Annotated in this window: 22 protein-coding genes; 18 read left to right on the top strand and 4 right to left on the bottom strand. The window is 67.2% G+C overall.

All coding sequences use genetic code 11. The annotated features are described in order from the left end of the window. Positions 1 to 64 precede the first annotated feature (64 nt). From BST15_RS08870 to BST15_RS08860, 3 genes are all read left to right on the top strand, one after another. Positions 65 to 1,540, top strand: a complete 1,476-nt coding sequence (locus tag BST15_RS08870; RefSeq protein WP_083070901.1) for an ammonium transporter — start codon at positions 65 to 67, stop codon at positions 1,538 to 1,540. Next, positions 1,446 to 1,784, top strand: a complete 339-nt coding sequence (locus BST15_RS08865) for a P-II family nitrogen regulator (RefSeq protein ID WP_046191364.1) — start codon at positions 1,446 to 1,448, stop codon at positions 1,782 to 1,784. The genes BST15_RS08870 and BST15_RS08865 overlap by 95 nt, the downstream gene beginning before the upstream one ends. A 223-nt stretch (positions 1,785 to 2,007) precedes the next feature. Further along, positions 2,008 to 2,766, top strand: a complete 759-nt coding sequence (locus BST15_RS08860; RefSeq protein WP_308214612.1) for a [protein-PII] uridylyltransferase family protein — start codon at positions 2,008 to 2,010, stop codon at positions 2,764 to 2,766. An 845-nt stretch (positions 2,767 to 3,611) separates the two neighbouring features. Here the strand turns inward: BST15_RS08860 and BST15_RS08850 are convergent. Together BST15_RS08850 and BST15_RS08845 are read right to left on the bottom strand one after the other, a co-directional pair. Further along, entirely contained in the window at positions 3,612 to 4,799 is a 1,188-nt protein-coding gene (locus BST15_RS08850; protein WP_046191362.1) for a PPE family protein, read from the bottom strand. A gap of 36 nt (positions 4,800 to 4,835) precedes the next feature. Beyond that, positions 4,836 to 5,678, bottom strand: coding sequence for a PE family protein (locus BST15_RS08845; protein ID WP_083070900.1), 843 nt, complete (start codon positions 5,676 to 5,678; stop codon positions 4,836 to 4,838). Between the two features lie 322 nt (positions 5,679 to 6,000). On the opposite strand from BST15_RS08845, the gene ffh reads away from it, so the two are divergent. Both ffh and BST15_RS08835 read left to right on the top strand, forming a co-directional pair. After that, positions 6,001 to 7,551 carry a signal recognition particle protein gene (gene ffh / locus BST15_RS08840; RefSeq protein WP_046188550.1) on the top strand — a complete coding sequence of 517 codons (1,551 nt, stop codon included), beginning with the start codon at positions 6,001 to 6,003 and terminating at the stop codon, positions 7,549 to 7,551. A gap of 2 nt (positions 7,552 to 7,553) precedes the next feature. Beyond that, positions 7,554 to 8,633: a metal-dependent hydrolase family protein gene (locus BST15_RS08835; protein ID WP_411431638.1), complete on the top strand. Its 1,080-nt coding sequence runs from the start codon at positions 7,554 to 7,556 to the stop codon at positions 8,631 to 8,633. Positions 8,634 to 8,714: 81 nt separating this feature from the next. On the opposite strand, the gene BST15_RS08830 is transcribed toward BST15_RS08835, so the two are convergent. Continuing rightward, entirely contained in the window at positions 8,715 to 9,584 is an 870-nt protein-coding gene (locus BST15_RS08830; RefSeq protein WP_046188549.1) for a D-alanyl-D-alanine carboxypeptidase family protein, read from the bottom strand. A gap of 37 nt (positions 9,585 to 9,621) precedes the next feature. Here BST15_RS08830 and BST15_RS08825 point away from each other — a divergent pair, with 37 nt between their 5' ends. The 5 genes from BST15_RS08825 (at position 9,622) to trmD (ending at position 12,185) form a co-directional block, all read left to right on the top strand. Then, positions 9,622 to 10,041 carry a nuclear transport factor 2 family protein gene (locus BST15_RS08825; RefSeq protein ID WP_046188548.1) on the top strand — a complete coding sequence of 140 codons (420 nt, stop codon included), beginning with the start codon at positions 9,622 to 9,624 and terminating at the stop codon, positions 10,039 to 10,041. Between the two features lie 167 nt (positions 10,042 to 10,208). Further along, positions 10,209 to 10,703 carry a 30S ribosomal protein S16 gene (gene rpsP / locus BST15_RS08820; protein WP_046188547.1) on the top strand — a complete coding sequence of 165 codons (495 nt, stop codon included), beginning with the start codon at positions 10,209 to 10,211 and terminating at the stop codon, positions 10,701 to 10,703. Positions 10,704 to 10,711: 8 nt separating this feature from the next. Next, the gene (locus BST15_RS08815; protein ID WP_019736217.1) at positions 10,712 to 10,954 is read left to right on the top strand and encodes an RNA-binding protein; all 243 of its coding nucleotides are present in this window, start codon (positions 10,712 to 10,714) and stop codon (positions 10,952 to 10,954) included. An 11-nt stretch (positions 10,955 to 10,965) separates the two neighbouring features. Next, on the top strand, positions 10,966 to 11,487 hold the full coding sequence (rimM, locus tag BST15_RS08810) for a ribosome maturation factor RimM (RefSeq protein ID WP_046188546.1): 522 nt from the start codon (positions 10,966 to 10,968) through the stop codon (positions 11,485 to 11,487). Between the two features lie 8 nt (positions 11,488 to 11,495). Next, positions 11,496 to 12,185 (top strand): tRNA (guanosine(37)-N1)-methyltransferase TrmD, encoded by a 690-nt coding sequence (gene trmD, locus BST15_RS08805; RefSeq protein ID WP_046188545.1) that lies wholly within the window; start codon positions 11,496 to 11,498, stop codon positions 12,183 to 12,185. Between the two features lie 82 nt (positions 12,186 to 12,267). On the opposite strand, the gene BST15_RS08800 is transcribed toward trmD, so the two are convergent. Next, the gene (locus BST15_RS08800; protein WP_046188544.1) at positions 12,268 to 13,164 is read right to left on the bottom strand and encodes a serine hydrolase; all 897 of its coding nucleotides are present in this window, start codon (positions 13,162 to 13,164) and stop codon (positions 12,268 to 12,270) included. A gap of 396 nt (positions 13,165 to 13,560) precedes the next feature. Here BST15_RS08800 and rplS point away from each other — a divergent pair, with 396 nt between their 5' ends. From rplS to dprA, 8 genes are all read left to right on the top strand, one after another. Next, positions 13,561 to 13,902, top strand: a complete 342-nt coding sequence (rplS, locus tag BST15_RS08795) for a 50S ribosomal protein L19 (protein WP_046188543.1) — start codon at positions 13,561 to 13,563, stop codon at positions 13,900 to 13,902. A 94-nt stretch (positions 13,903 to 13,996) separates the two neighbouring features. After that, complete coding sequence (lepB, locus tag BST15_RS08790) at positions 13,997 to 14,812, top strand: signal peptidase I (RefSeq protein ID WP_046188542.1); 816 nt, start codon at positions 13,997 to 13,999, stop codon at positions 14,810 to 14,812. A gap of 2 nt (positions 14,813 to 14,814) precedes the next feature. Continuing rightward, a complete protein-coding gene (locus tag BST15_RS08785) occupies positions 14,815 to 15,525 on the top strand; it encodes a ribonuclease HII (protein WP_046188541.1) in 711 nt (236 codons plus the stop codon). Further along, a complete protein-coding gene (locus BST15_RS08780) occupies positions 15,522 to 15,827 on the top strand; it encodes a DUF2469 domain-containing protein (protein ID WP_012393608.1) in 306 nt (101 codons plus the stop codon). Before BST15_RS08785 ends, BST15_RS08780 begins: the two co-directional genes overlap by 4 nt. Before the next feature lie 75 nt (positions 15,828 to 15,902). After that, complete coding sequence (locus BST15_RS08775) at positions 15,903 to 16,565, top strand: GNAT family N-acetyltransferase (RefSeq protein ID WP_046188540.1); 663 nt, start codon at positions 15,903 to 15,905, stop codon at positions 16,563 to 16,565. A gap of 119 nt (positions 16,566 to 16,684) precedes the next feature. Next, positions 16,685 to 17,053 carry a YraN family protein gene (locus BST15_RS08770; protein WP_083070899.1) on the top strand — a complete coding sequence of 123 codons (369 nt, stop codon included), beginning with the start codon at positions 16,685 to 16,687 and terminating at the stop codon, positions 17,051 to 17,053. Further along, positions 17,054 to 18,565, top strand: coding sequence for a YifB family Mg chelatase-like AAA ATPase (locus BST15_RS08765; RefSeq protein ID WP_046188538.1), 1,512 nt, complete (start codon positions 17,054 to 17,056; stop codon positions 18,563 to 18,565). After that, positions 18,562 to 19,698, top strand: coding sequence for a DNA-processing protein DprA (gene dprA / locus BST15_RS08760; RefSeq protein ID WP_046686376.1), 1,137 nt, complete (start codon positions 18,562 to 18,564; stop codon positions 19,696 to 19,698). Before BST15_RS08765 ends, dprA begins: the two co-directional genes overlap by 4 nt. Positions 19,699 to 19,704: the final 6 nt, after the last annotated feature.

Raw genomic sequence — 19,704 nt, 5'->3', positions numbered from 1 at the left:
TTGCGCATTGTTATGACCAGCCTGGTTCATATGGCAACCGGTCGCGGCAGAGGAGGTTTGGTGCATGGATCAGTTCCCGACGATGGGAGTGCCTGACACCGGTGACACTGCTTGGATGCTGATCAGCGCCGCCTTGGTGCTTTTGATGACGCCCGGTTTGGCGTTCTTCTATGGCGGCATGGTCAGAGTCAAGAGTGTCCTCAACATGATCATGATGAGCATCAGTGCTATGGGTGTGGTAACCATCCTGTGGGTGCTCTACGGCTTTTCACTCGCCTTTGGTGATGATGTAGGCAATTTCGCTGGAAATGTAAGTGACTACTGGGGCCTGAAAGGTCTGATCGGGATCGACGCGGTCGCCGCCGATCCGGCCAGCGGTGCCCCTGCGGTGGAGATTCCGTTGATCGGATCGATCCCCGCAACGGTATTTGTGGCCTTCCAGATGATGTTCGCGATCATCACGGTCGCATTGATCTCCGGAGCGGTGGCAGACCGGATGAAATTCGGCAGTTGGCTGCTGTTCTCCGCGCTGTGGGTCAGCGTCATCTATTTCCCGGTGGCGCACTGGGTCTTCGCCTTCGACGACGGCACTGCCGAGCACGGCGGTTGGATTGCGAACAAGCTCCACGCGATCGACTTCGCAGGCGGTACCGCGGTCCATATCAACGCGGGTGTCGCAGCACTGGTGCTGGCGATCATCGTCGGCAAACGCCAAGGCTGGCCGACCCTTCCGATACGCCCGCACAATCTTCCGTTGGTCATGCTCGGCGCCGGCCTGCTGTGGTTCGGCTGGTACGGATTCAACGCCGGGTCGGCGGGCAGCGCGAACGGTGTTGCCGGTTCGACCTTCGTGACCACGACGGTAGCCACGGCTGCCGCGATGTTGGGCTGGTTGCTCGCCGAGCGGATCCGAGACGGCCACGCCACGCTCTTGGGTGCGGCCTCGGGGATCGTGGCCGGACTGGTGGCCATCACCCCGTCGTGCGCGTCGGTCGACGTCGTCGGCGCGCTGGTTGTGGGTGCTGTCGCAGGTGTCGCCTGCGCACTGGCAGTGGGTCTGAAGTACCGGTTCGGGTTTGACGACTCGCTCGATGTCGTCGGGGTGCACCTGGTGGGCGGTCTTGTCGGAACCCTGCTGATCGGCTTGGTCGCAGCCCCGACCACTGCCGCCATCTACGGAGAGTCCGATGTCTCGCCCGGTCTGTTCTACGGCGGCGGTTTCGATCAGCTGTGGCGTCAGACCATCGGTGCGACGAGCGTCTTGGTGTACTCGGCCGTGGGAACGGCGATTATTGCGCTGATCCTCAAATACACCATGGGTCTGCGGGTAGACGCCGAGGATGAAGCTTCGGGCATCGACGAGGCCGAGCACATCCAAAGCGGATACGACTTCGCGGGCACCGGCAGTGCGGTTGTTGCTTACTCGGGTGAAGAGAGGAGAGAACATGAAGTTGATCACCGCGATCGTCAAGCCGTTCACGTTGGAGGACATCAAGACTGGGCTGGAAGAAGCCGGCGTGATGGGGATGACGGTCAGTGATGTCCAAGGCTACGGCCGGCAGAAGGGCCACACCGAGGTCTATCGAGGTGCTGAGTACTCGATCGACTTCGTCCCCAAGGTCCGGATCGAGGTCTTGGTCGACGACTTCGCGGTGGACAAGATCGTCGATGTCATCGTGCGGGGAGCACGGACCGGCAAGATCGGCGACGGCAAGGTCTGGGTCAGTCCGGTGGATTCAGTGGTCCGAGTCCGCACCGGCGAACGCGGAGCCGATGCGGTGTGAGCCCGCACGGCGATCCGAATCGATCTAGCCGACCATGAACGCCACGGTGCCAGTCATGAGCCCCCGGCAGCGCCAACGCAGTTGCTCCACACCCGACCTGGCTGCCGTACGCGCATCATTGCGGTGCGCTACGGCAACCCAGTGGGACTCCGGCGAACTGCGGACCGCGTTGCGGCAGGTGCACGAATCATGGCTGGTCACCAAGGCGAGAGAGATCGGGGTTGTGGCCGGCAGCGGTTTCGCTGTCGTCGCCACCGGATCGCTCGGCCGCCGCGAGTTGCTACCGCACTCGGACCTGGATCTGCTTCTCCTGCATGATGACATGCCTGCAGGAGCAGTCGGTGGAATGGCGGAAGCACTGTGGTATCCGTTGTGGGACGCCAATGTTCGCCTCGATCACAGCGTGCGGACCATTCCGCAGGCGCTCGAGGTCGCGGGCTCCGATATTCTCGCGGGCCTGGCCATGCTGGACGCGCGTCACATCGCCGGCGATGAGCAGCTTTCGGCGCGGCTCATCGCCGGCGTCCAGGCGCAGTGGCGTAGCGGCATCGGTTCCCGCTACGAAGAACTTCTCGACGTCACGCACTCCCGATGGCAGCGCAGCGGGGAGATTGCCTCCAGTGCTGAGCCCGACCTGAAGTGCGGCCGTGGCGGGCTGCGCGATGTGCAGCTGCTGGATGCGCTTGCGGTCGCAGATGCCGCCGGCCGGCCGAATGTGCGGCGATTGAACGATCGCAGGACCTCGCTGCGTAGCGCGTATCGCACCGTGCTGGATGTTCGTACCGAACTTCACCGGGCCTGCGGTCGCAGTCACGACGTACTGTCGGCCCAATACACCGACGAGATCAGCGGTGCATTGGGGCTGGGCGACAGGTACGACCTAGCAGACAAGCTCGTCGATGCGGCTCATCGGATCAGCCAATGCGTCGACGCCGCACTCAACAACTTGCCGTATCGCAGGATGCCAGCCGCGCGGGCGTAAGCCCCCCCTGGATTTCCCCTGCTTCCCCGCCGCTGAGGTAGTCGCGCTTTCGGGTGCTGCTGTGCTATCGGCGCTTTCCTGTGGATTTTCGCTGTGGTGGCGCGCGCACGCTGCGACAACCCGCGTCCTGAGGCACGCCGCTCCGCAATCATGACTGACTCTCCTTTTGCCCGAGTTGTCATACGAAGTGTGTATATCGCGGCAAATGGAATTGCCGCGGTAATTGTTGGGTATGTGAAATATCCTCTCGCTATTTCGCGAGGGCTTTCCAGCGCGCCGATGAGCGGCCGCCGGGTAGGGGATGCGGCCGCCGGCGGCTGAAGGAAGCCCGAAGCCGACGACGGACGGGCCCCGCGGCGCCGAGTGGTGGCGGTGAGCTCTTTGTTCCATGGTCTCCCAGGCCCTTCGTGGCCTTGGGCGTTCACCTGCAAAGAGTCAGGTTGAAGTCAGGAAGCCGACGTACGTTGTGTGAGGAGGGGGAAACACAGCCGAAACATGACGAAACATGACGAAACGTAGGGATGGCGATGGCGATGACACACTTCCGCAGGATGACGGCCGCGTTGTTGGGTACGGCAGGGGTGGCCCTGACCGTTCAGCTCACCGGCGCCGATATGGCCGGCATCGCGGCGGCGGCGCCTGCCCCCATCGGCGGGGTAGCGCAAGCGCCGGGGGTAACATCCGTCAAACCTGAGGCCTGCATCATCGGCCTGAACTGCGGATGCATTCGTGGCCGCACGTGCCCCGGCGACCGTCGCAGAAATGCAGTACGCCCCCCTGAGGTCCGGCTCGACGGGGCTCCCGTCATCGCCGGCGACCCTCAGGAGGGCGCACCGAGAGGCTAGTTACACCACGATCTGCTTCGGCATCACCGTAGGACGGAAGCCGTAGCGGGGGCCGCCGGCGCCGCCGGAGCGTCCTGCTCCCGCTCCCACCGGCGCCATTCCGGCGGCCGGCGCGGCACCCATGCCCGCGGTCTCTTCCGCGGCCACCGTCCAGCCAGACCCGGTCGACGCTGCGAGCTGGGCGCCCGCCGCAGACGACCAGCCGGCCGGTACCGACATGCCACCCATGGTGGCCGACTGACCGAGTCCGGCCAGTACCGGTGTCCCGGCGGAGGCCATGGCGCCTACCGGTTGCGTCATACCTGCCAGGACGCCCGAACCCAGGCCGGCCGCGAGGCCGTCGGCGCCGGTGACGTCGGATGCCAGGGCCGCCGCGGGGACCAGGGCCAGGGTGTGGCCCAGGGATACCGCCGTCGGGATGGCGGTGCAGACGAACCAGGCGGCGGTGTTCACACCGCTGTTGATGATATTGGCGAACAGTGGCGTGCCCATGAACAGGTCGGCCGCATTCAGCAGGCCGCCCGTCGCGTCGGCCGCCCCGGCGAACGGCGAGGAGAGCCCCGACAGCGCACCCTGCAGCGAGCCGAGAGTGTGAGTCAGCTCCTGCTGGACCCCGCCGCTGGCCGAGCCGGCGGTGGCGAGCGCGGCGCCGGCCAGGTTGCTGGTCTGGGGTGCCGGGGCCACCGGGGTGAGCGTCGCGGCGCTGGACGATGCGGTGGTGTAGCCCAGCATGGCCATGGTGTCCTGCGCCCACATCTCCAGATACTGGGCTTCGGTAGCCAGAATGGCCGGGGTGTTGATGCCCAGGAAATTCGTCGCGACGAGGGCGGCAAGCTGTGCCCGGTTCGCGGCGATCACCGGCGGAGGCACGACGACAGCTCGGGCGGCTTCGAACGCCCCAGCTGAGGCCATTGCCTGCGAGCTGGCCTGGAAGGCGGCCGCCGCAGTGGTCTGCAACCAGGTCAGATAGGGCTCGACGGCGCTGACCATCGCTGCTGACGCAGGGCCGGTCCAGTCCGCGCCGACCAGCTCGGCGATCACCAACTGGGCCGATGCCGCCGCGGACTCCAGCTCAGCGGCCAGGCCGCTCCACGCCCCAGCGGCCGACATCATGGGCGCAGAACCGGCTCCGGTGTACATCCAGGTCGAGACGACCTCCGGGGGCAACGCTCCGAAATCAAAAGACATATACGTAATCCCATTCTCGTCGGTGGGGCAGGTTTGCTAAACGGCCTTGGGCTTGGGCATGACGGTGTGCTTGACGCCGTAGCGCGGGGCGCCGAACCTCCCGGCCGCGTGGCCGGCTCCGGCGGCGGCCATGGCTGCCGGCACGGCCCCCATGGCGGGCATGCCAGACATGCCGTGCGGGGCAACCACGCTGCTCGCCGCTGCTGCCGCAGCCAAACGGCCGGGCCCGGCAGCGGTGGAGGCTGCCGAAGCCGCTGCCGTCTCGGCGGCCCAGGCGGGCGGCGCAGACAGGGAGCCGACTGTGGTGGCCTGTGCCATGCCGGCCGCCACGGGCATTGCGCCCATCGGCGTATACACGGGTGCTTCGTAGCCGATGAGGCCCGCGGCGCCTTCGGCGGCGATCTCCTCCGGGAAGTCGAGCAGACCACCACCGGCCAGACCCAGGATTGCCGAACCTGCCGAGGCCCAGTTGCCGGCACCGATGTTCTCGATGTTGGCCAGGTTGCTCGACAGGATGGAGCTGCTGCCATCGGTCGGAACACCGATCAAGGTGTGCAAGATCCAGTCCATGACCGAGTCGGCCTGCGCGGTGGCCTGGTTGGTGGCCTCGGCAGTGTTGTAAGCGCCGGCGTTAAGCCCGAGCACCTGGACCAGCTGCTGGTGCACGGCTGCGGCCTGCTCGCTGATCGACTGGTAAAGCGTCCCGTAAGTCGTGAAGACCCCGGCCTGCAGTGCCGACACCGGGTCCAATCCGGCTGGGGCGATAACAGTGGTCGGGATCGCTGCGGCACCATTCTCAGTAGCCAGCGCTTCACCGATACCTGCCAATTGCCCTGCTGCGTGCGTCATGGCTTCGGGGAGAGCTTTAACAAATGACATGCGTCCTCCTCGCAAGTTGCCGGTCCCGTCTGTGGTTACCCGGCGTGCTGGCTTCGATGGGCAAAGCTTGGCAGAGATATGAGCCACCATCGGGATCGGTAACAATTACTTAGCGGTTGGGTGTGAATCCTTAACGGACATGCATTAACTGTGACGTCTATGAAACAGCCGATTAACGGACGGGAATTGCTGTATTAACTGTGCAATGGATCTAACGTCGCCGTTACAATTGGCGGCCGTGGGAGGGGCGCTGCGAGCCCGCCGCGGTGCCGTGGCGCGTCGGCCTTCCCGTGGCGCAGGTGGCCGCATATAGGCTGGCGACGTGTTTGAATCCCTCTCCGACCGGTTGACCGGAGCCCTGCAGGGGCTGCGCAGTAAGGGTCGTCTCTCCGACGCCGACATCGACGCCACCGCCCGGGAGATCCGGCTGGCGCTGCTGGAAGCCGATGTGTCGCTACCGGTGGTGCGCGCGTTCATCGGGCGGATCAAGGATCGCGCCAAGGGTGCGGAGGTCTCCGGGGCGCTCAACCCGGCGCAGCAGGTTGTCAAGATCGTCAACGAGGAACTCGTCGGCATTCTTGGTGGGCAGACCCGTCAGCTGGTGTTCGCCAAGACCCCGCCGACGGTCATCATGCTCGCCGGTCTGCAGGGCGCGGGAAAGACCACGCTGGCCGGAAAACTGGCCACCTGGTTGCGAGGTCAGGGGCACACCCCGCTCCTGGTGGCCTGTGACCTGCAGCGTCCGGGCGCGGTCAATCAGCTCCAGGTCGTCGGTGAGCGCGCCGGGGTGGCTGTCTTCGCGCCACATCCGGGCACCTCCGTCGCCGGCGATACCGACGTCCCCGGCGACCCGGTCGCCGTGGCCGCAGCCGGTCTGGCCGAGGCCAAGGCCAAGCACTTCGACGTCGTCGTCGTTGACACCGCCGGGCGGCTGGGCATCGACGAGGAGATGATGGCCCAGGCCGCCGCCATCCGCGACGCAGTCCAGCCCGATGAGGTGCTGTTCGTCCTGGACGCCATGATCGGGCAGGACGCGGTCACCACCGCCGATGCGTTCCGCGAGGGTGTCGGCTTCACCGGGGTGGTGCTGACCAAGCTTGACGGTGACGCCCGCGGCGGCGCGGCACTGTCGGTGCGGGAGGTCACTGGCGCACCGATCCTGTTCGCGTCCACCGGTGAGAAGTTGGAAGACTTCGATGTCTTTCACCCCGACCGGATGGCCAGCCGCATCCTGGGTATGGGCGACGTGCTCAGCCTTATCGAGCAGGCTGAGCAGGTCTTCGACGCCCGCAAAGCCGAGGAAGCGGCGGCCAAGATCGGCTCCGGCGAGCTCACCTTGGAGGACTTCCTCGAGCAGATGCTGGCGATCCGCAAGATGGGCCCGATCGGCAACCTGTTGGGGATGTTGCCCGGTGCCGGTCAGATGAAGGACGCGCTGGCCGCCGTCGACGACAGTCAGCTGGATCGCCTCCAGGCCATCATTCGCGGTATGACCCCGGCGGAGCGCGCCGACCCGAAGATCATCAACGCCTCCCGGCGGCTGCGCATCGCCAACGGTTCGGGCGTCAGCGTTTCGGAGGTCAATCAGCTCGTCGATCGGTTCTTCGAAGCCCGCAAGATGATGTCGTCGATGATGGGCGGCCTGGGTCTGCCGGGACTGGGCCGCAAGAGTGCCACCCGTAAGGCGAAGGGCAAAGCGGGTAAGAAGGGCAAGAATCGCGGACCGACGCCGCCCAAGGTGCGGGGACTGTTCGGTCCCGGGATGCCGGCTGGATTCCCCGATCTGTCGCAGATGCCCGAGGGTCTCGACGAACTGCCGCCGGGGCTGGCCGACTTCGACCTGTCCAAGCTGAATTTCCCGGGGCAGAAGTAGTTTTGGCGCTGCACGGCCCTCTTCATCTACAAGGCCGCACGCTGCCCGACGAAGAACCGGTGCAGTACTGGATCGTCGACGGCACCCTCAGTGTCGAGCCCGTCGACGGCGCCGAGACCGTGTTTTCCGGCGGTTGGATACTGCCGGGCCTGGTGGACGCGCATTGTCACGTCGGGATCGGGCCGGGCGGTCCGGTGTCCATCGACGAGGCGATGCGCCAGGCCGAGACCGAACGCCGTGCCGGGGTGCTGCTGATCCGCGACGCGGGGTCGCCCGTGGACACCCGAGAGTTCGACGACTGCGTCGAGCTGCCCCGTATCGTCCGCGCCGGGCAGCATCTGGCTCGGACCAAGCGCTACATCCCCGGGTTGCCGGTCAATGTCGATGACGAGGCGTCGCTTCCCGAAGTCGTTGCGCAACAGGCGGTTCGCGGCGACGGCTGGGTCAAGCTGGTGGGGGACTGGATCGATCGCAGCGTCGGCGACCTGGCGCCGTTGTGGTCCGATGACGTCCTGAAAGCGGCCATCGATGCCGCGCATGCCCATGGGGCCAGGGTGACTGCGCACGTGTTCGGTGAGGAAGCCCTGCCCGGACTGATCAACGCCGGTATCGACTGCATCGAGCACGGCACCGGCATCACCGACGACATCGTCGCGTTGATGGTGGAGCGCGGAACCGCGCTGGTGCCGACCCTGATCAATATCGACAATTTCCCCGGCATCGCCGACTCGGCCGCCAAGTACCCGACCTATGCCGCCCACATGCGGGCACTGCACGCCGGCTGCCGAGCACGGATCGGTGCTGCTCGGGAGGCCGGAGTGCCGATCTATGCCGGCACCGACGCGGGCGGAATGGTGGCACACGGCCGGATCGCCGACGAGGTCGCGGCCCTGACCGGGGTGGGCTTGAGTGCTACCGAAGCGCTGGGTGCCGCCTGCTGGGATGCCCGACGGTGGTTGGGTGCACCCGCGCTGGAGCACGGCGCCCCGGCCGACCTGGTGTGTTTCGCCGACGACCCGCGAAGCGGTGCAGCGGTGCTTGGGCGTCCCGACCTGGTGATGCTGCGCGGGCGGGTGTACTAAGGGGAACCAGCGCCGAACGTGCACACAGCGCGGTACTTCCGGCGATTTTTCGTGCTGAGTACACGTTCGGTGATGCTCGGCCTACAGGCGGCCGACGTCCGACATCGGCGACTGGGCGAAGCCCCAGTCCAGTAGGGCGCTTGCCTGATCCCAGTAGTTCGGCCCGCCCTCGCGGATGAGCCCGTACATCATCGCCACCACCAGTCGCCTACCGTTGCGCGCAGCTCCGCCGACATAGGTCTTGCGGGCGGCGTCGGTGAAGCCGGTCTTGCCGCCGAACGCACCCGGGTAGCGGACCAGCAACTCGTTCATGTTCGCGATCGGACGCCCGCCGGAATCGGTCGGGAAGCTCGCCGACGGTTGTGCGGTGATCTCGGCGAAGACCGGATTGGCCATGGCCGCCCGGAAGATCACGGCCAGATCGTGTGGCGTGCTGGCGCCGGGGCCGTTCGGCCCGTCCAGCCCGGACGGTGTGCTGGCGTGGGTGGCTGTTGCGCCGAGGTCAGCGGCCTTAGTGGTCATCTTCGCCACCGCTACTGCAGGTCCGCCGAGCATGTCGGCAAGCGCATTGGCCGCGTCGTTTCCCGACACCAGCAACAGGCCTTCGAGCAGCTGGCGCGTTGTGTAGGTCTGCCCGGGCTTGATCCCCACGCAGTTGCACTCCACCGCTGTGTCGGCCGGGGTGGCGACCACGGTGGCATCGAGGTCGAGTTCCTCGAGTGCCACCAATGCCAGCAACACCTTGATCGTGCTGGCCGGCGGTGTGACGGCGTAGCCGTTCTGCTCGGCGAGGATCTGACCGGAGTCGAGGTCGGCGATGAGCCAGTTCGGTGCAGGGCCCACCGGGATTGGAGCCGAGCCGACGGGCTGTGCGGCATCGGCATGGGCGGTCAGGGCCGGAGCGGCGAATACCGTCGCCACAGCCGCGATCGCGGCCAAGATTTTCCGCATGACGGCTTACCTTACCGGCGTGGTGTTGAATCGAGGAATGCTGAGCCAACAAGAAATTTCGGACCGTTGGGAGATCCAGCAGTTGCTGGTCGACTACTCGACCGCGATCGACACCGGCGACTTCGACGGTCTGGATGCCGTCTTCACCGCCGACGCCTACATCGACTACCGCGCGATGGGAGGCATCGATGGCCGCTTCCCTGAGGTCAAGGCCTGGTTGGCCGAGGTACTGCCCAATTTCCCGGGATACGCCCACATGTTGGGGCTGCCGTCGATCCGGGTGGACGGTGACACCGCCACTGCGCGCACTTTCTGCTTCAACCCGATGGTGTTCGGCGGTGAGACGCCGGCGACCATGCTGCTGGGCCTGTGGTACGACGACGAGTTCGTCCGCACCGCGCAGGGCTGGCGGATGAGCCGGCGCTGCGAGATCAAGTGCTTCGAGAAGCTGCCCTGAGCCGATTTCTGTTGACCCGCCCGGTTCTGGCACAATGGGCGGCTGTCCGCCGCGCGACTGGTCCCTTTGGAGGCTGCGCGGTCGTGGCGCAACACGCGAGGCAAAACCGGACGGGGGCAAATCCGCCCCGGTCGCCGAATTGCAGCGTGCTACCCCAGGAGTGATTCATGGCTGTCAAGATCAAGCTCACCCGCCTCGGCAAGATCCGCAATCCGCAGTACCGCATTGCGATCGCCGACGCCCGCAGCCGCCGGGACGGCCGTTCCATCGAGGTGATCGGCCGCTACCACCCCAAGGAAGAGCCCAGCCTGATCGAGATCGACTCGGAGCGGGCCCAGTACTGGCTGTCGGTCGGTGCCCAGCCCACCGAGCCGGTGCTCAAGCTGCTGAAGATCACCGGTGACTGGCAGAAGTTCAAGGGCCTGCCCGGCGCTGAAGGCCGCCTGAAGGTCAAGCCGGCCAAGCCGAGCAAGCTGGAGCTGTTCAACGCCGCGCTGGCCGAGGCCGAGGGTGGTCCGACCACCGAGGCCACCACGGCGAAGAAGAAGAAGGCGCCGGCCAAGAAGGCGGCCGACAAGGCTGACGAGAAGGCTGACGAGAAGGCTGAGGCTCCCGCCGAGGCACCCGCTGCTGAGGCCGCCGAGCCGGCCACCGAGAGCTGACCGCGGCCATGAGTGCCGTGGTGGCAGACGCTGTCGAGCACTTGGTGCGCGGCATTGTCGACAACCCGGATGACGTACGGGTGGACATGGTGACCAATCGCCGCGGCCGCACGGTCGAGGTGCACGTGCACCCCGACGACCTGGGCAAGGTAATCGGTCGCGGCGGTCGCACCGCCACTGCGTTGCGCACCCTCGTCGCCGGTATCGGTGGACGCGGCATCCGCGTGGACGTGGTGGACACCGACCGGTAGCCGGCCGGCTCATGGAGCTGACGGTCGGGCGTGTAGTCAAAGCGCACGGCATCCGCGGCGAACTCGTCGTCGATGTCCGTACCGACGATCCCGAACTCCGGTTCGCGCCGGGTGCCACACTGCACGCCCGTAAATCCGGTTCGCCGCAACGCGACTACGTCGTCGAGGCGGCGCGCCCGCATGGTGCGCGCCTGTTGGTGCGGTTGGCCGGGGTCGGCGACCGCGACGGTGCTGACGCGTTGCGCGGCAGCATTTTCGTCGTCGACTCCGCCGACCTTCCGCCGATCACCGAACCGGACACCTACTACGACCACCAACTCGAGGGTCTACAGGTGCGCACGGTGGCGGGGGAGGACATCGGCACCGTGACCGAGGTGCTGCACACCGCCGCCGGGGAGCTGCTCGCGATCAAGCGGACCGATGGCCGGGAACTGTTGGTGCCGTTCATCGCCGCCTTCGTGCCGTCGGTGTCGCTCGCCGACAACGCCGTGGTGATCGAACCGCCCGACGGGCTGCTGGAGCTGGACGGGTAAAGCGCGGCATGAGAATCGATGTCGTCACGATCTTCCCCGACTATCTGGCCCCGATCCGTCAATCGCTGCCCGGCAAGGCGATCGACTCCGGGATGGTCGAGTTGCAGGTCCACGACCTACGGCGCTGGACTCACGATGTGCACCGCTCGGTGGACGACTCGCCTTACGGCGGCGGCCCCGGAATGGTGATGAAGGCTCCGGTCTGGGGTGAAGCGCTGGACGAAATCTGTTCGGAGCAGACTGTTCTCGTCGTCCCCACTCCGGCGGGCACACTGTTCGACCAGGCCACCGCGCAGCGCTGGAGCTCAGAAGAACACCTGGTGTTCGCCTGCGGGCGCTACGAGGGCATCGATCAGCGAGTCGCCGACGACGCCGCCCGGCGCATGCGGGTCGAAGAGGTGTCGATCGGTGACTATGTGCTGGCCGGAGGTGAGCCCGCCGTGTTGGTGATGCTGGAGGCGGTGCTGCGGCTCATGCCAGGCGTGCTCGGCAACCCGGCATCGCAGCGGGACGATTCGCATTCCCCGGACCGTGACGGGCTGCTGGAGGGGCCGAGCTACACCCGACCCCCGAGCTGGCGCGGTCTGGACGTGCCTGAGGTGCTGCTCTCCGGTGATCACGCCCGCATCAACGCCTGGCGTCACGGGGCCGCTGTTGAGCGCACCCGCGAACGCCGTCCGGATCTGTTGGGGGAGTAGCGCTGGAAGGCCGACGGCTGGCCTACACAAGCGCACACTCGGCGTCGTTGGGCAACGTCCGGTGTGCCGACCGACGAGCGGACTAGATTCGCCCGCCGGGGAAGATGGTCTTGACGGCCTCGGTGATCGTGTCGCGCGCGGTGGCGTCGTCACTGGGCTGTAGGGACTCGATCACCACGATGTAGCGACGATCCGCCCCGACCACTCCGGTGGACAAGTGCATCCAGTTATTGCCGATGCAGCACATCCAGCCCTGTTTGACCGCCACCGGCTCGTCATAGAGACCCTCGGGGAGTCCGAACCGTTGCGGGTAGCCATCGAGACCGTTCGGGGTCGACAAGGCGAGGTTGTTCATGATCATGGCGGCCTGGGCCGGCGGCAGACCGCCCGCGCCGTTGAGCAGCATGTCGTAGTAGCGCGCCAGGTCCGGCGTCGTGCTGATCGTGTTCCACCAGGCACCGTTCGACGGCGGCGAGGTGTTGGCGAGGCCGTAGCGGGACGCCACTCGGGTGATGATCGCGTTCCGCCCGTTCTGGTTCCAGAACGTCTCGGCGGCCCCGTCGTCGGACGAACGCAGCATGGAATCCAGGGCGGCCTTGTCGTCAGCGGAGAGTCCGGTCTCCGGCTGGCGCAAGAGCAGATCGTCGGCGATGAACAGCTTGGCCACCGAGGCGGTGGCGATCGGCCGGGTATTGCCGTTGGTGACCAGCTGGTGCGAGATCCGGTCGAGGACGGCGACCGAGATATTGGCACCGACCTTGGCGGCGTCCTCGGTCGCTTCCTGCATCCGCGTCGCGAGCCCGTCGACCACCGCGGCCGGCTGAATCGCCGGCGCCCGGGGTGCTTCGATCGTGGTGGCCACCGGCGCCACCTCGGGTGCGTGGTAGGGCATCGGTCGCACCGAGTCGGCGCCATAGACCTTCTCGTCGCAGCCGAACACCACGGTGGATATCACCATCACGATGGTCAGCAGAAGCATCGATGGCCGCACGGCGGGTGGCCTCCTCAACGGTTGTCAGTCGCGTCATCGCACCGAACTGGGGGGTTACGGGCTCGCCACACTGCAGCCATCGGCCCGCGGGTTAGGTTACCGCGTGGGCGCTCAGATCGCGCAGTTCGGTCCTTTGAGAATTATCACGGAGAGGCCGACTCTCGCAGGACGACCAGCGGCGATTTGCGCGATTTCACTGGTTGCCCCGCGTCTGGCACAATTGAGCAGTTGTCGCCCGGCGGTTGAGTCTGCAGCGGGGGCCTGGCGTCCCGGTCACCGCATAGCGCGACAACGTGCCCGAACCCATCGGCTCGGTTACCGTCCGCACGCGTCTCCCGCGTCCGGCCGGCCCGCAGCCGCGACTCGCGAGGAAGTGTTTCCGCAATGAACACGCTGGACATCGTCGACAAGGCGTCGCTGCGCGACGACATCCCGGCCTTCGCCCCCGGCGACACGGTCAACGTGCACGTGAAGGTGATCGAGGGCTCCAAGGAGCGCATCCAGGTGTTCAAGGGTGTGGTCATCCGCCGGCAGGGCAGCGGCGTCCGCGAGACGTTCACCGTCCGCAAGGAGAGCTACGGCGTCGGCGTGGAGCGGACCTTCCCGGTGCACTCGCCCAACGTTGACCACATCGACGTCCTGGTCCGCGGTGACGTGCGGCGCGCCAAGCTGTACTACCTGCGTGAGCTGCGCGGCAAGAAGGCCAAGATCAAGGAAAAGCGCTGAGCTTGCCCACGGCGGCCCGGCTCCGGTGCGGCTACGGCCGCCGGGGCCTCCGGTCGGTCTCGGGTATCTCTGACACGGTCACTACGCTGATCCCGTGACCGAGACCACGGGCTCATCGCCTGAGAGTGCCCCCGAGACGGCCGAGCCGTCCGAGCCGACTGAGGACGGTAAGCACAGCACGCTGCGCGAGTCGGTCGTGCTGGTCACGATCGCGCTGGTGCTGTATTACCTGATGTTGACCTTCGTCGCGCGTCCCTATCTGATCCCGTCGGAGTCGATGGAGCCGACGCTGCACGGGTGCCACGGGTGCGTCGGGGACCGGATCATGGTGGACAAGGTCACCTACCGGTTCACCACCCCGCAGCCCGGTGATGTCGTCGTCTTCCGCGGCCCGCCTTCGTGGAACGTGGGATACAAGTCGATCCGGTCAACCAACACGCCGATCCGTTGGGTGCAGAATGCGCTGTCGTTCATCGGTTTCGTGCCGCCCGACGAGAACGATCTGGTCAAGCGGGTGATCGCGGTTGGCGGCCAGACGGTCCAGTGCCGCAACGACACCGGTCTGACGGTTGACGGCAAGCGCCTGCACGAGCCGTATCTGAACCCGGCCACGCTGATGGTGGACCCGATGGTCTACCCCTGCTTGGGCAACGAGTTCGGTCCGGTGACCGTGCCCGAGGGGCGGTTGTGGGTGATGGGTGACAACCGCACCCATTCCTCGGACTCGCGCGCGCACTGCGACTCGGTGCAGGTCCAGCCCGACCTGGCGCACCGGATCCTGTGCACCGGAGACGATCTGGACGCCGGCACGGTGCCGGTGGCCAACGTGATCGGCAAGACCAGGTTCATCGCCTGGCCACCGTCGCGCTGGGGGCTGGTGAAAGCGACTAACCCGCAGCAGGGCCCCTAGCGATGGCCCCGGCTTGGCCGCCGCGCACGGTGATCCGCCGCTCACCGGGGTTGCGCACTCTTGAGTCGGCGCTCTACCGCAGCGGGCTGGGTCCGGTCGCCGGAGTCGACGAAGTGGGCCGCGGCGCCTGCGCCGGCCCACTGGTGGTGGCCGCCTGCGTGCTCGGGCCGGGCAGACCCGCCGCCCTGGCGGCCCTCGATGACTCCAAGAAGCTCACCGAGAAGGCCCGCGAGCAGCTGTTCCCGCTGATCCGCAGGTACGCGCTGGCTTACCACGTCGTGTTCATCTCTCCTGCCGACGTCGATGTTCGCGGGGTGCACGCTGCCAACATCGAGGGCATGCGGCGTGCGGTCGCCGGGTTACCACTGCGGCCGGGTTATGTGCTCTCCGACGGCTTCCGGGTGCCAGGTCTGCCGATGCCGTCTCTTCCGGTGATCGGCGGTGACGGGGCGGCCGCCTGTATCGCCGCGGCGAGCGTGTTGGCGAAGGTGAGCCGCGACCGCTACATGGCGACCCTGGATGACGACCACCCCGGCTACGGCTTCGCGGTCCACAAGGGCTACTCCACCGCGGCGCACACCGCAGCATTGGCGGAGCTGGGGCCGTGCAGCCAGCATCGATTCTCGTTTATCAACGTGCGCAACGTCGCACGGGCGATGGCGGGTGCGACGACAATGGGGACGAACCGAGCAGAAGGACGGCTGAGCCGATGAGTGCCGAGGATCTCGAGAAGTACGAAACCGAGATGGAACTCTCGCTGTACCGCGAATACAAGGACATCGTGGGGCAGTTCAGTTACGTCGTGGAGACCGAGCGGCGCTTCTACCTGGCCAACAGTGTCGAGATGGTGCCCCGAAACGCCGACGGTGAGGTGTATTTCGAGCTGCGGCTGGCTGACGCCTGGGTGTGGGACATGTACCGGCCGGCCCGGTTCGTCAAGCAGGTGCGGGTGGTCACGTTCAAAGACGTCAACATCGAAGAGGTCGAGAAGCCCGAACTGCGGCTGCCGGAGTAGCCGCCGCCGGTCCCAGTGTCGGCTCTCCTTCGTCGAGCCTCGCTGAACCGCCGGCTTCGGTCTAGGCTGACTCCCATGACCGCTGTCGACCGTGCCGTCTCCCGCCGTGAAATCACCGATGCCCTGCTCAAGGCCATGGAACGCCGTCATGAGGTGCTCGACGTTATCGTCGATTCCGACGACCGCACATCGGCCGTGCATGCGATCGCCGAGTTGCTGGGCGTCTCGCCGCTGGGCTGCGAAGCGGTGATCGGGATGTCGTTGGATCAGCTGACCAAGGACTCCCGGAGTCGGATTGCAGACGAGCTCGACGACCTCAACAACGAGCTCACCTTCACCCTCGGCGACCGGCCGGCGAGTTCCGGCGAGTCGTTGACGCTGCGGCTGTTCTCCGGTGAGCAGGACCGCGACATTCTGGCGGACCGGACCACCGACGTCGGGGCAAGTGCCGACGGCACGGGCCGGCCCGCCGGTGACCTCGCCGAAGAGATCAGCGCGGCGTTGGCGCGCGTCGATGACGAGGATGCAGCCGTGTTCGTCGCCATCGACGGCGCGCACAAAGTGGGCATGGTCTTTGGCGACCTCAACCACGGTGAGGTGAACGTGCGGATCTGGATTCATCCCGAGCACCGCAAGAAGGGTTACGGCACAGCGGCTTTGCGGCGCGCTCGTGCCGAGATGGCGGCCTACTTTCCCGGCGTGCCGTTGATCGTTCGGGCGCCGGGCGCACACGGCTGATCTCTTCGGTTCCTGGCGGCTGTGGACGAAGTCGCCGTTGGGGATAACTGAACTCTGGGAGTTCGTTTTCGGTCTCGGGTGACTCGCCCATGTCGGAGTCACCACCGAGCCTGACGGGCATGACAACCATGACCCGCTCCGAGCTGGGAGCGCTCGGAGAACAACTGGCCGTCGACTATCTGATGGCGCAGGGCTGGGCCATTGTGGCCCGTAACTGGCGCTGTAGGTACGGCGAACTGGACGTGATCGCCGCTGATCCCGTCGCGCGCGCGGTGGTGTTCGTGGAGGTAAAGACCCGCAGCGGAGACGGTTTCGGCGGGCTGGCATATGCGGTACCGCCCGAGAAGGTGCGCAGGTTGCGCCGGCTGGCCGGTGCGTGGCTGGTCGGCCAGCAGGCGCACTGGGGCGAGATCCGGCTCGATGTGATCGGGGTGCGGATCGGGCGCAGCCGCACCCCGGAGATCACCCATCTGCAGGGGGTGGGCTGAATGGCGCTGGGGCGTGCGTTCTCGGTGGCAGTGCGCGGTCTCGACGGCTTGATCGTGGAGATCGAGGCCGACATCTCCTCGGGCCTGCCGGGGGTGCACCTGGTGGGGCTGCCTGATGCCGCACTCCACGAGTCACGTGACCGGGTCCGGGCGGCGATCACCAACAGTGGTCAGCGGTGGCCATCGGCCCGGCTGACTCTGGCGCTGTCCCCGGCAACGCTGCCGAAGGTCGGCTCGGTGTACGACATAGCGTTGGCCGCCGCGGTGCTCTCCGCGGAGCGCAAGGCGCCGTGGCCGCGCTTGGCGACGGCCGTACTGCTCGGGGAGTTGGCCCTCGACGGGCGGGTGCGGCCTGTGCACGGGGTGCTGCCCGCCGTGCTGGCCGCCAAGAATGAGGGCTGGAGCGTGGCGGTGGTGCCGGTGGACAACCTCGCCGAGGCCAGCCTGGTGGACGGCATCGAGGTCTACGGCGTGGCCACGTTGGGTCAGTTGCACGGCTGGGTGACCGGCTCGGCCCGTCTCCAGGGTCGGATCACCACCGCGGCCCCGATGACTGATCACGGTGCGGACCTGGCCGATGTGGTCGGTCAGGCCCAAGCTCGGTTTGCCGTCGAGGTTGCCGCCGCCGGCTCGCACCATCTGATGTTGACCGGGCCCCCTGGTATAGGAAAAACCATGCTGGCCCAACGACTTCCCGGGCTGCTGCCGCCCCTGACCGAAGCCGAATCGCTTGAGGTCACCGCCATCCATTCGGTGGCCGGGCTGCTGTCGGGCAGCGCGCCGCTGATCACCCGGCCACCATTCATCGCGCCGCATCACAGCTCGAGTGTGGCGGCGCTGGTGGGTGGGGGCTCCGGAATGGCGCGGCCCGGCGCCGTGAGCCGCGCGCACCGCGGCGTGCTGTTCCTTGACGAGTGCGCCGAGATCCGGGTCAGTGCTTTGGAGGCGCTACGGACACCGCTGGAGGACGGTGAGATCCGGCTGGCCCGTCGCGACGGGGTGGCCTGCTACCCGGCCAGATTTCAGCTGGTGATGGCGGCCAACCCGTGTCCCTGCGCACCCGCCGATCCCAGGGACTGCACCTGTAAGTCGATCCAGAAGCGGCGTTACCTCGGCAGGCTGTCCGGGCCGCTGCTGGACAGGGTCGACCTTCGGGTGGAGATGCATCCGGTGCGGGCGGGCGCGTTCTCGGCCATGGACGGAGAGCCCACCGCCGCTGTGCGGGCACGGGTCGCCAACGCGCGTGCCGCCGCGGCCCACCGATGGGAACCCCACGGCTTCCACACCAACGCAGAAGTCAGTGGAGCGTTGCTGCGCCGCAGATTTCGGCTCGGTTCCGCGGCGATGACCCCACTGCGCACGGCGCTCGACCGAGGACTGCTGTCCATTCGGGGCGCCAACCGCACCCTCCGGGTCGCCTGGACACTGAGTGATCTGGCGGGGAGGACCTCGCCAGGGCTGGACGAGGTGTCCACGGCCCTGAGTTTCCGCCAGGGCGGTGCGGCCCGATGAGCGCCACCGACATCGCGATGCGGGCCTGGGCCTACCTATCGCGGGTCGCTGAGCCGCCGAACACCGAGCTCGCGGCTCTGGTGGGGCGGGTCGGGCCGGTGGAAGCCGCGGAGCGGGTTCGGCGCGGTGCGGTCGGCTCAGATCTGGCCCGGCAGACCGAAGCCCGGCGAGCGATCGATGTGGCCGCGGACGACCTGGAGCTGATCGCCCGCTGCGGAGCCCGGCTGATCACGCCGGACGACGCGGAGTGGCCCGTGCTGGCCTTCGCCGCATTCGGCGGCGCCGCTGCCGCCGAGCGGCCGGACTGCCGGCCTCCACTTGCGCTCTGGGCGCTGGGGCCGGCGCGTCTGGATGAGGTCGCCGAACGGGCCACCGCGATTGTCGGTACCCGCGCCGCTACCGCCTACGGCGAGCTGGTGGCCGCGGATCTGGCCAGCGGCCTGGCCGAACGCGACGTGGCAGTGGTGTCCGGTGGCGCTTACGGGATCGATGGCGCGGCTCATCGAGCCGCCCTTGCCGCCACGGGCACAACGGTTGCCGTGCTCGCCGGCGGAATCGACATCACCTACCCGGCAGGCCACTCCGCGCTGCTGCACCGCATTGGCAACCACGGCCTGCTGGTCACCGAATATCCGCCCGGTGTTCGCCCGGCGCGGCACCGATTCTTGACGCGCAACCGGCTGGTGGCTGTGTTGGCGGGGGCGACGGTTGTGGTGGAAGCAGGACTGCGCAGTGGCGCGGCCAACACCGCTGCTTGGGCACGGCGACTGGGCCGGCCGGTGGCCGCGGTCCCGGGTCCCGTCACGAGTGCGGCCTCACTCGGGTGCCACGTGCTGCTGCGCGGGGGTGCGGAGCTGGTGACCCGCGTCGACGAGGTGGTCGAGCTGGCGGGGCGGGTCGGCGAGCTGGCGACGGCACCGCCACGACCGGTCACGCCGCTGGATGGGCTCAGCATCGCCGAACGACAGGTCTACGAGGCGTTGCCTGGGCGCGGTGTACTCACCGTCGATCAGATCTCGGTGGCAGCCGGGCTGGCTCCGCCGCAGGTGCTCGGGCCGCTGGCGATGCTCGAAGTCGCTGGGCTGGTTGCGCGGCGGGACGGAAGCTGGGGGATAGTCCGCCCGAAGCGCTAACTCGTA

Origin of the sequence: Mycolicibacter arupensis (genome assembly GCF_002086515.1) — a bacterium.
Classification (GTDB): Bacteria; Actinomycetota; Actinomycetes; order Mycobacteriales; family Mycobacteriaceae; genus Mycobacterium; species Mycobacterium arupense.
Note: the sequence above shows the minus strand (reverse complement) of the source record. Positions and strands in the feature narration are given on the sequence as shown.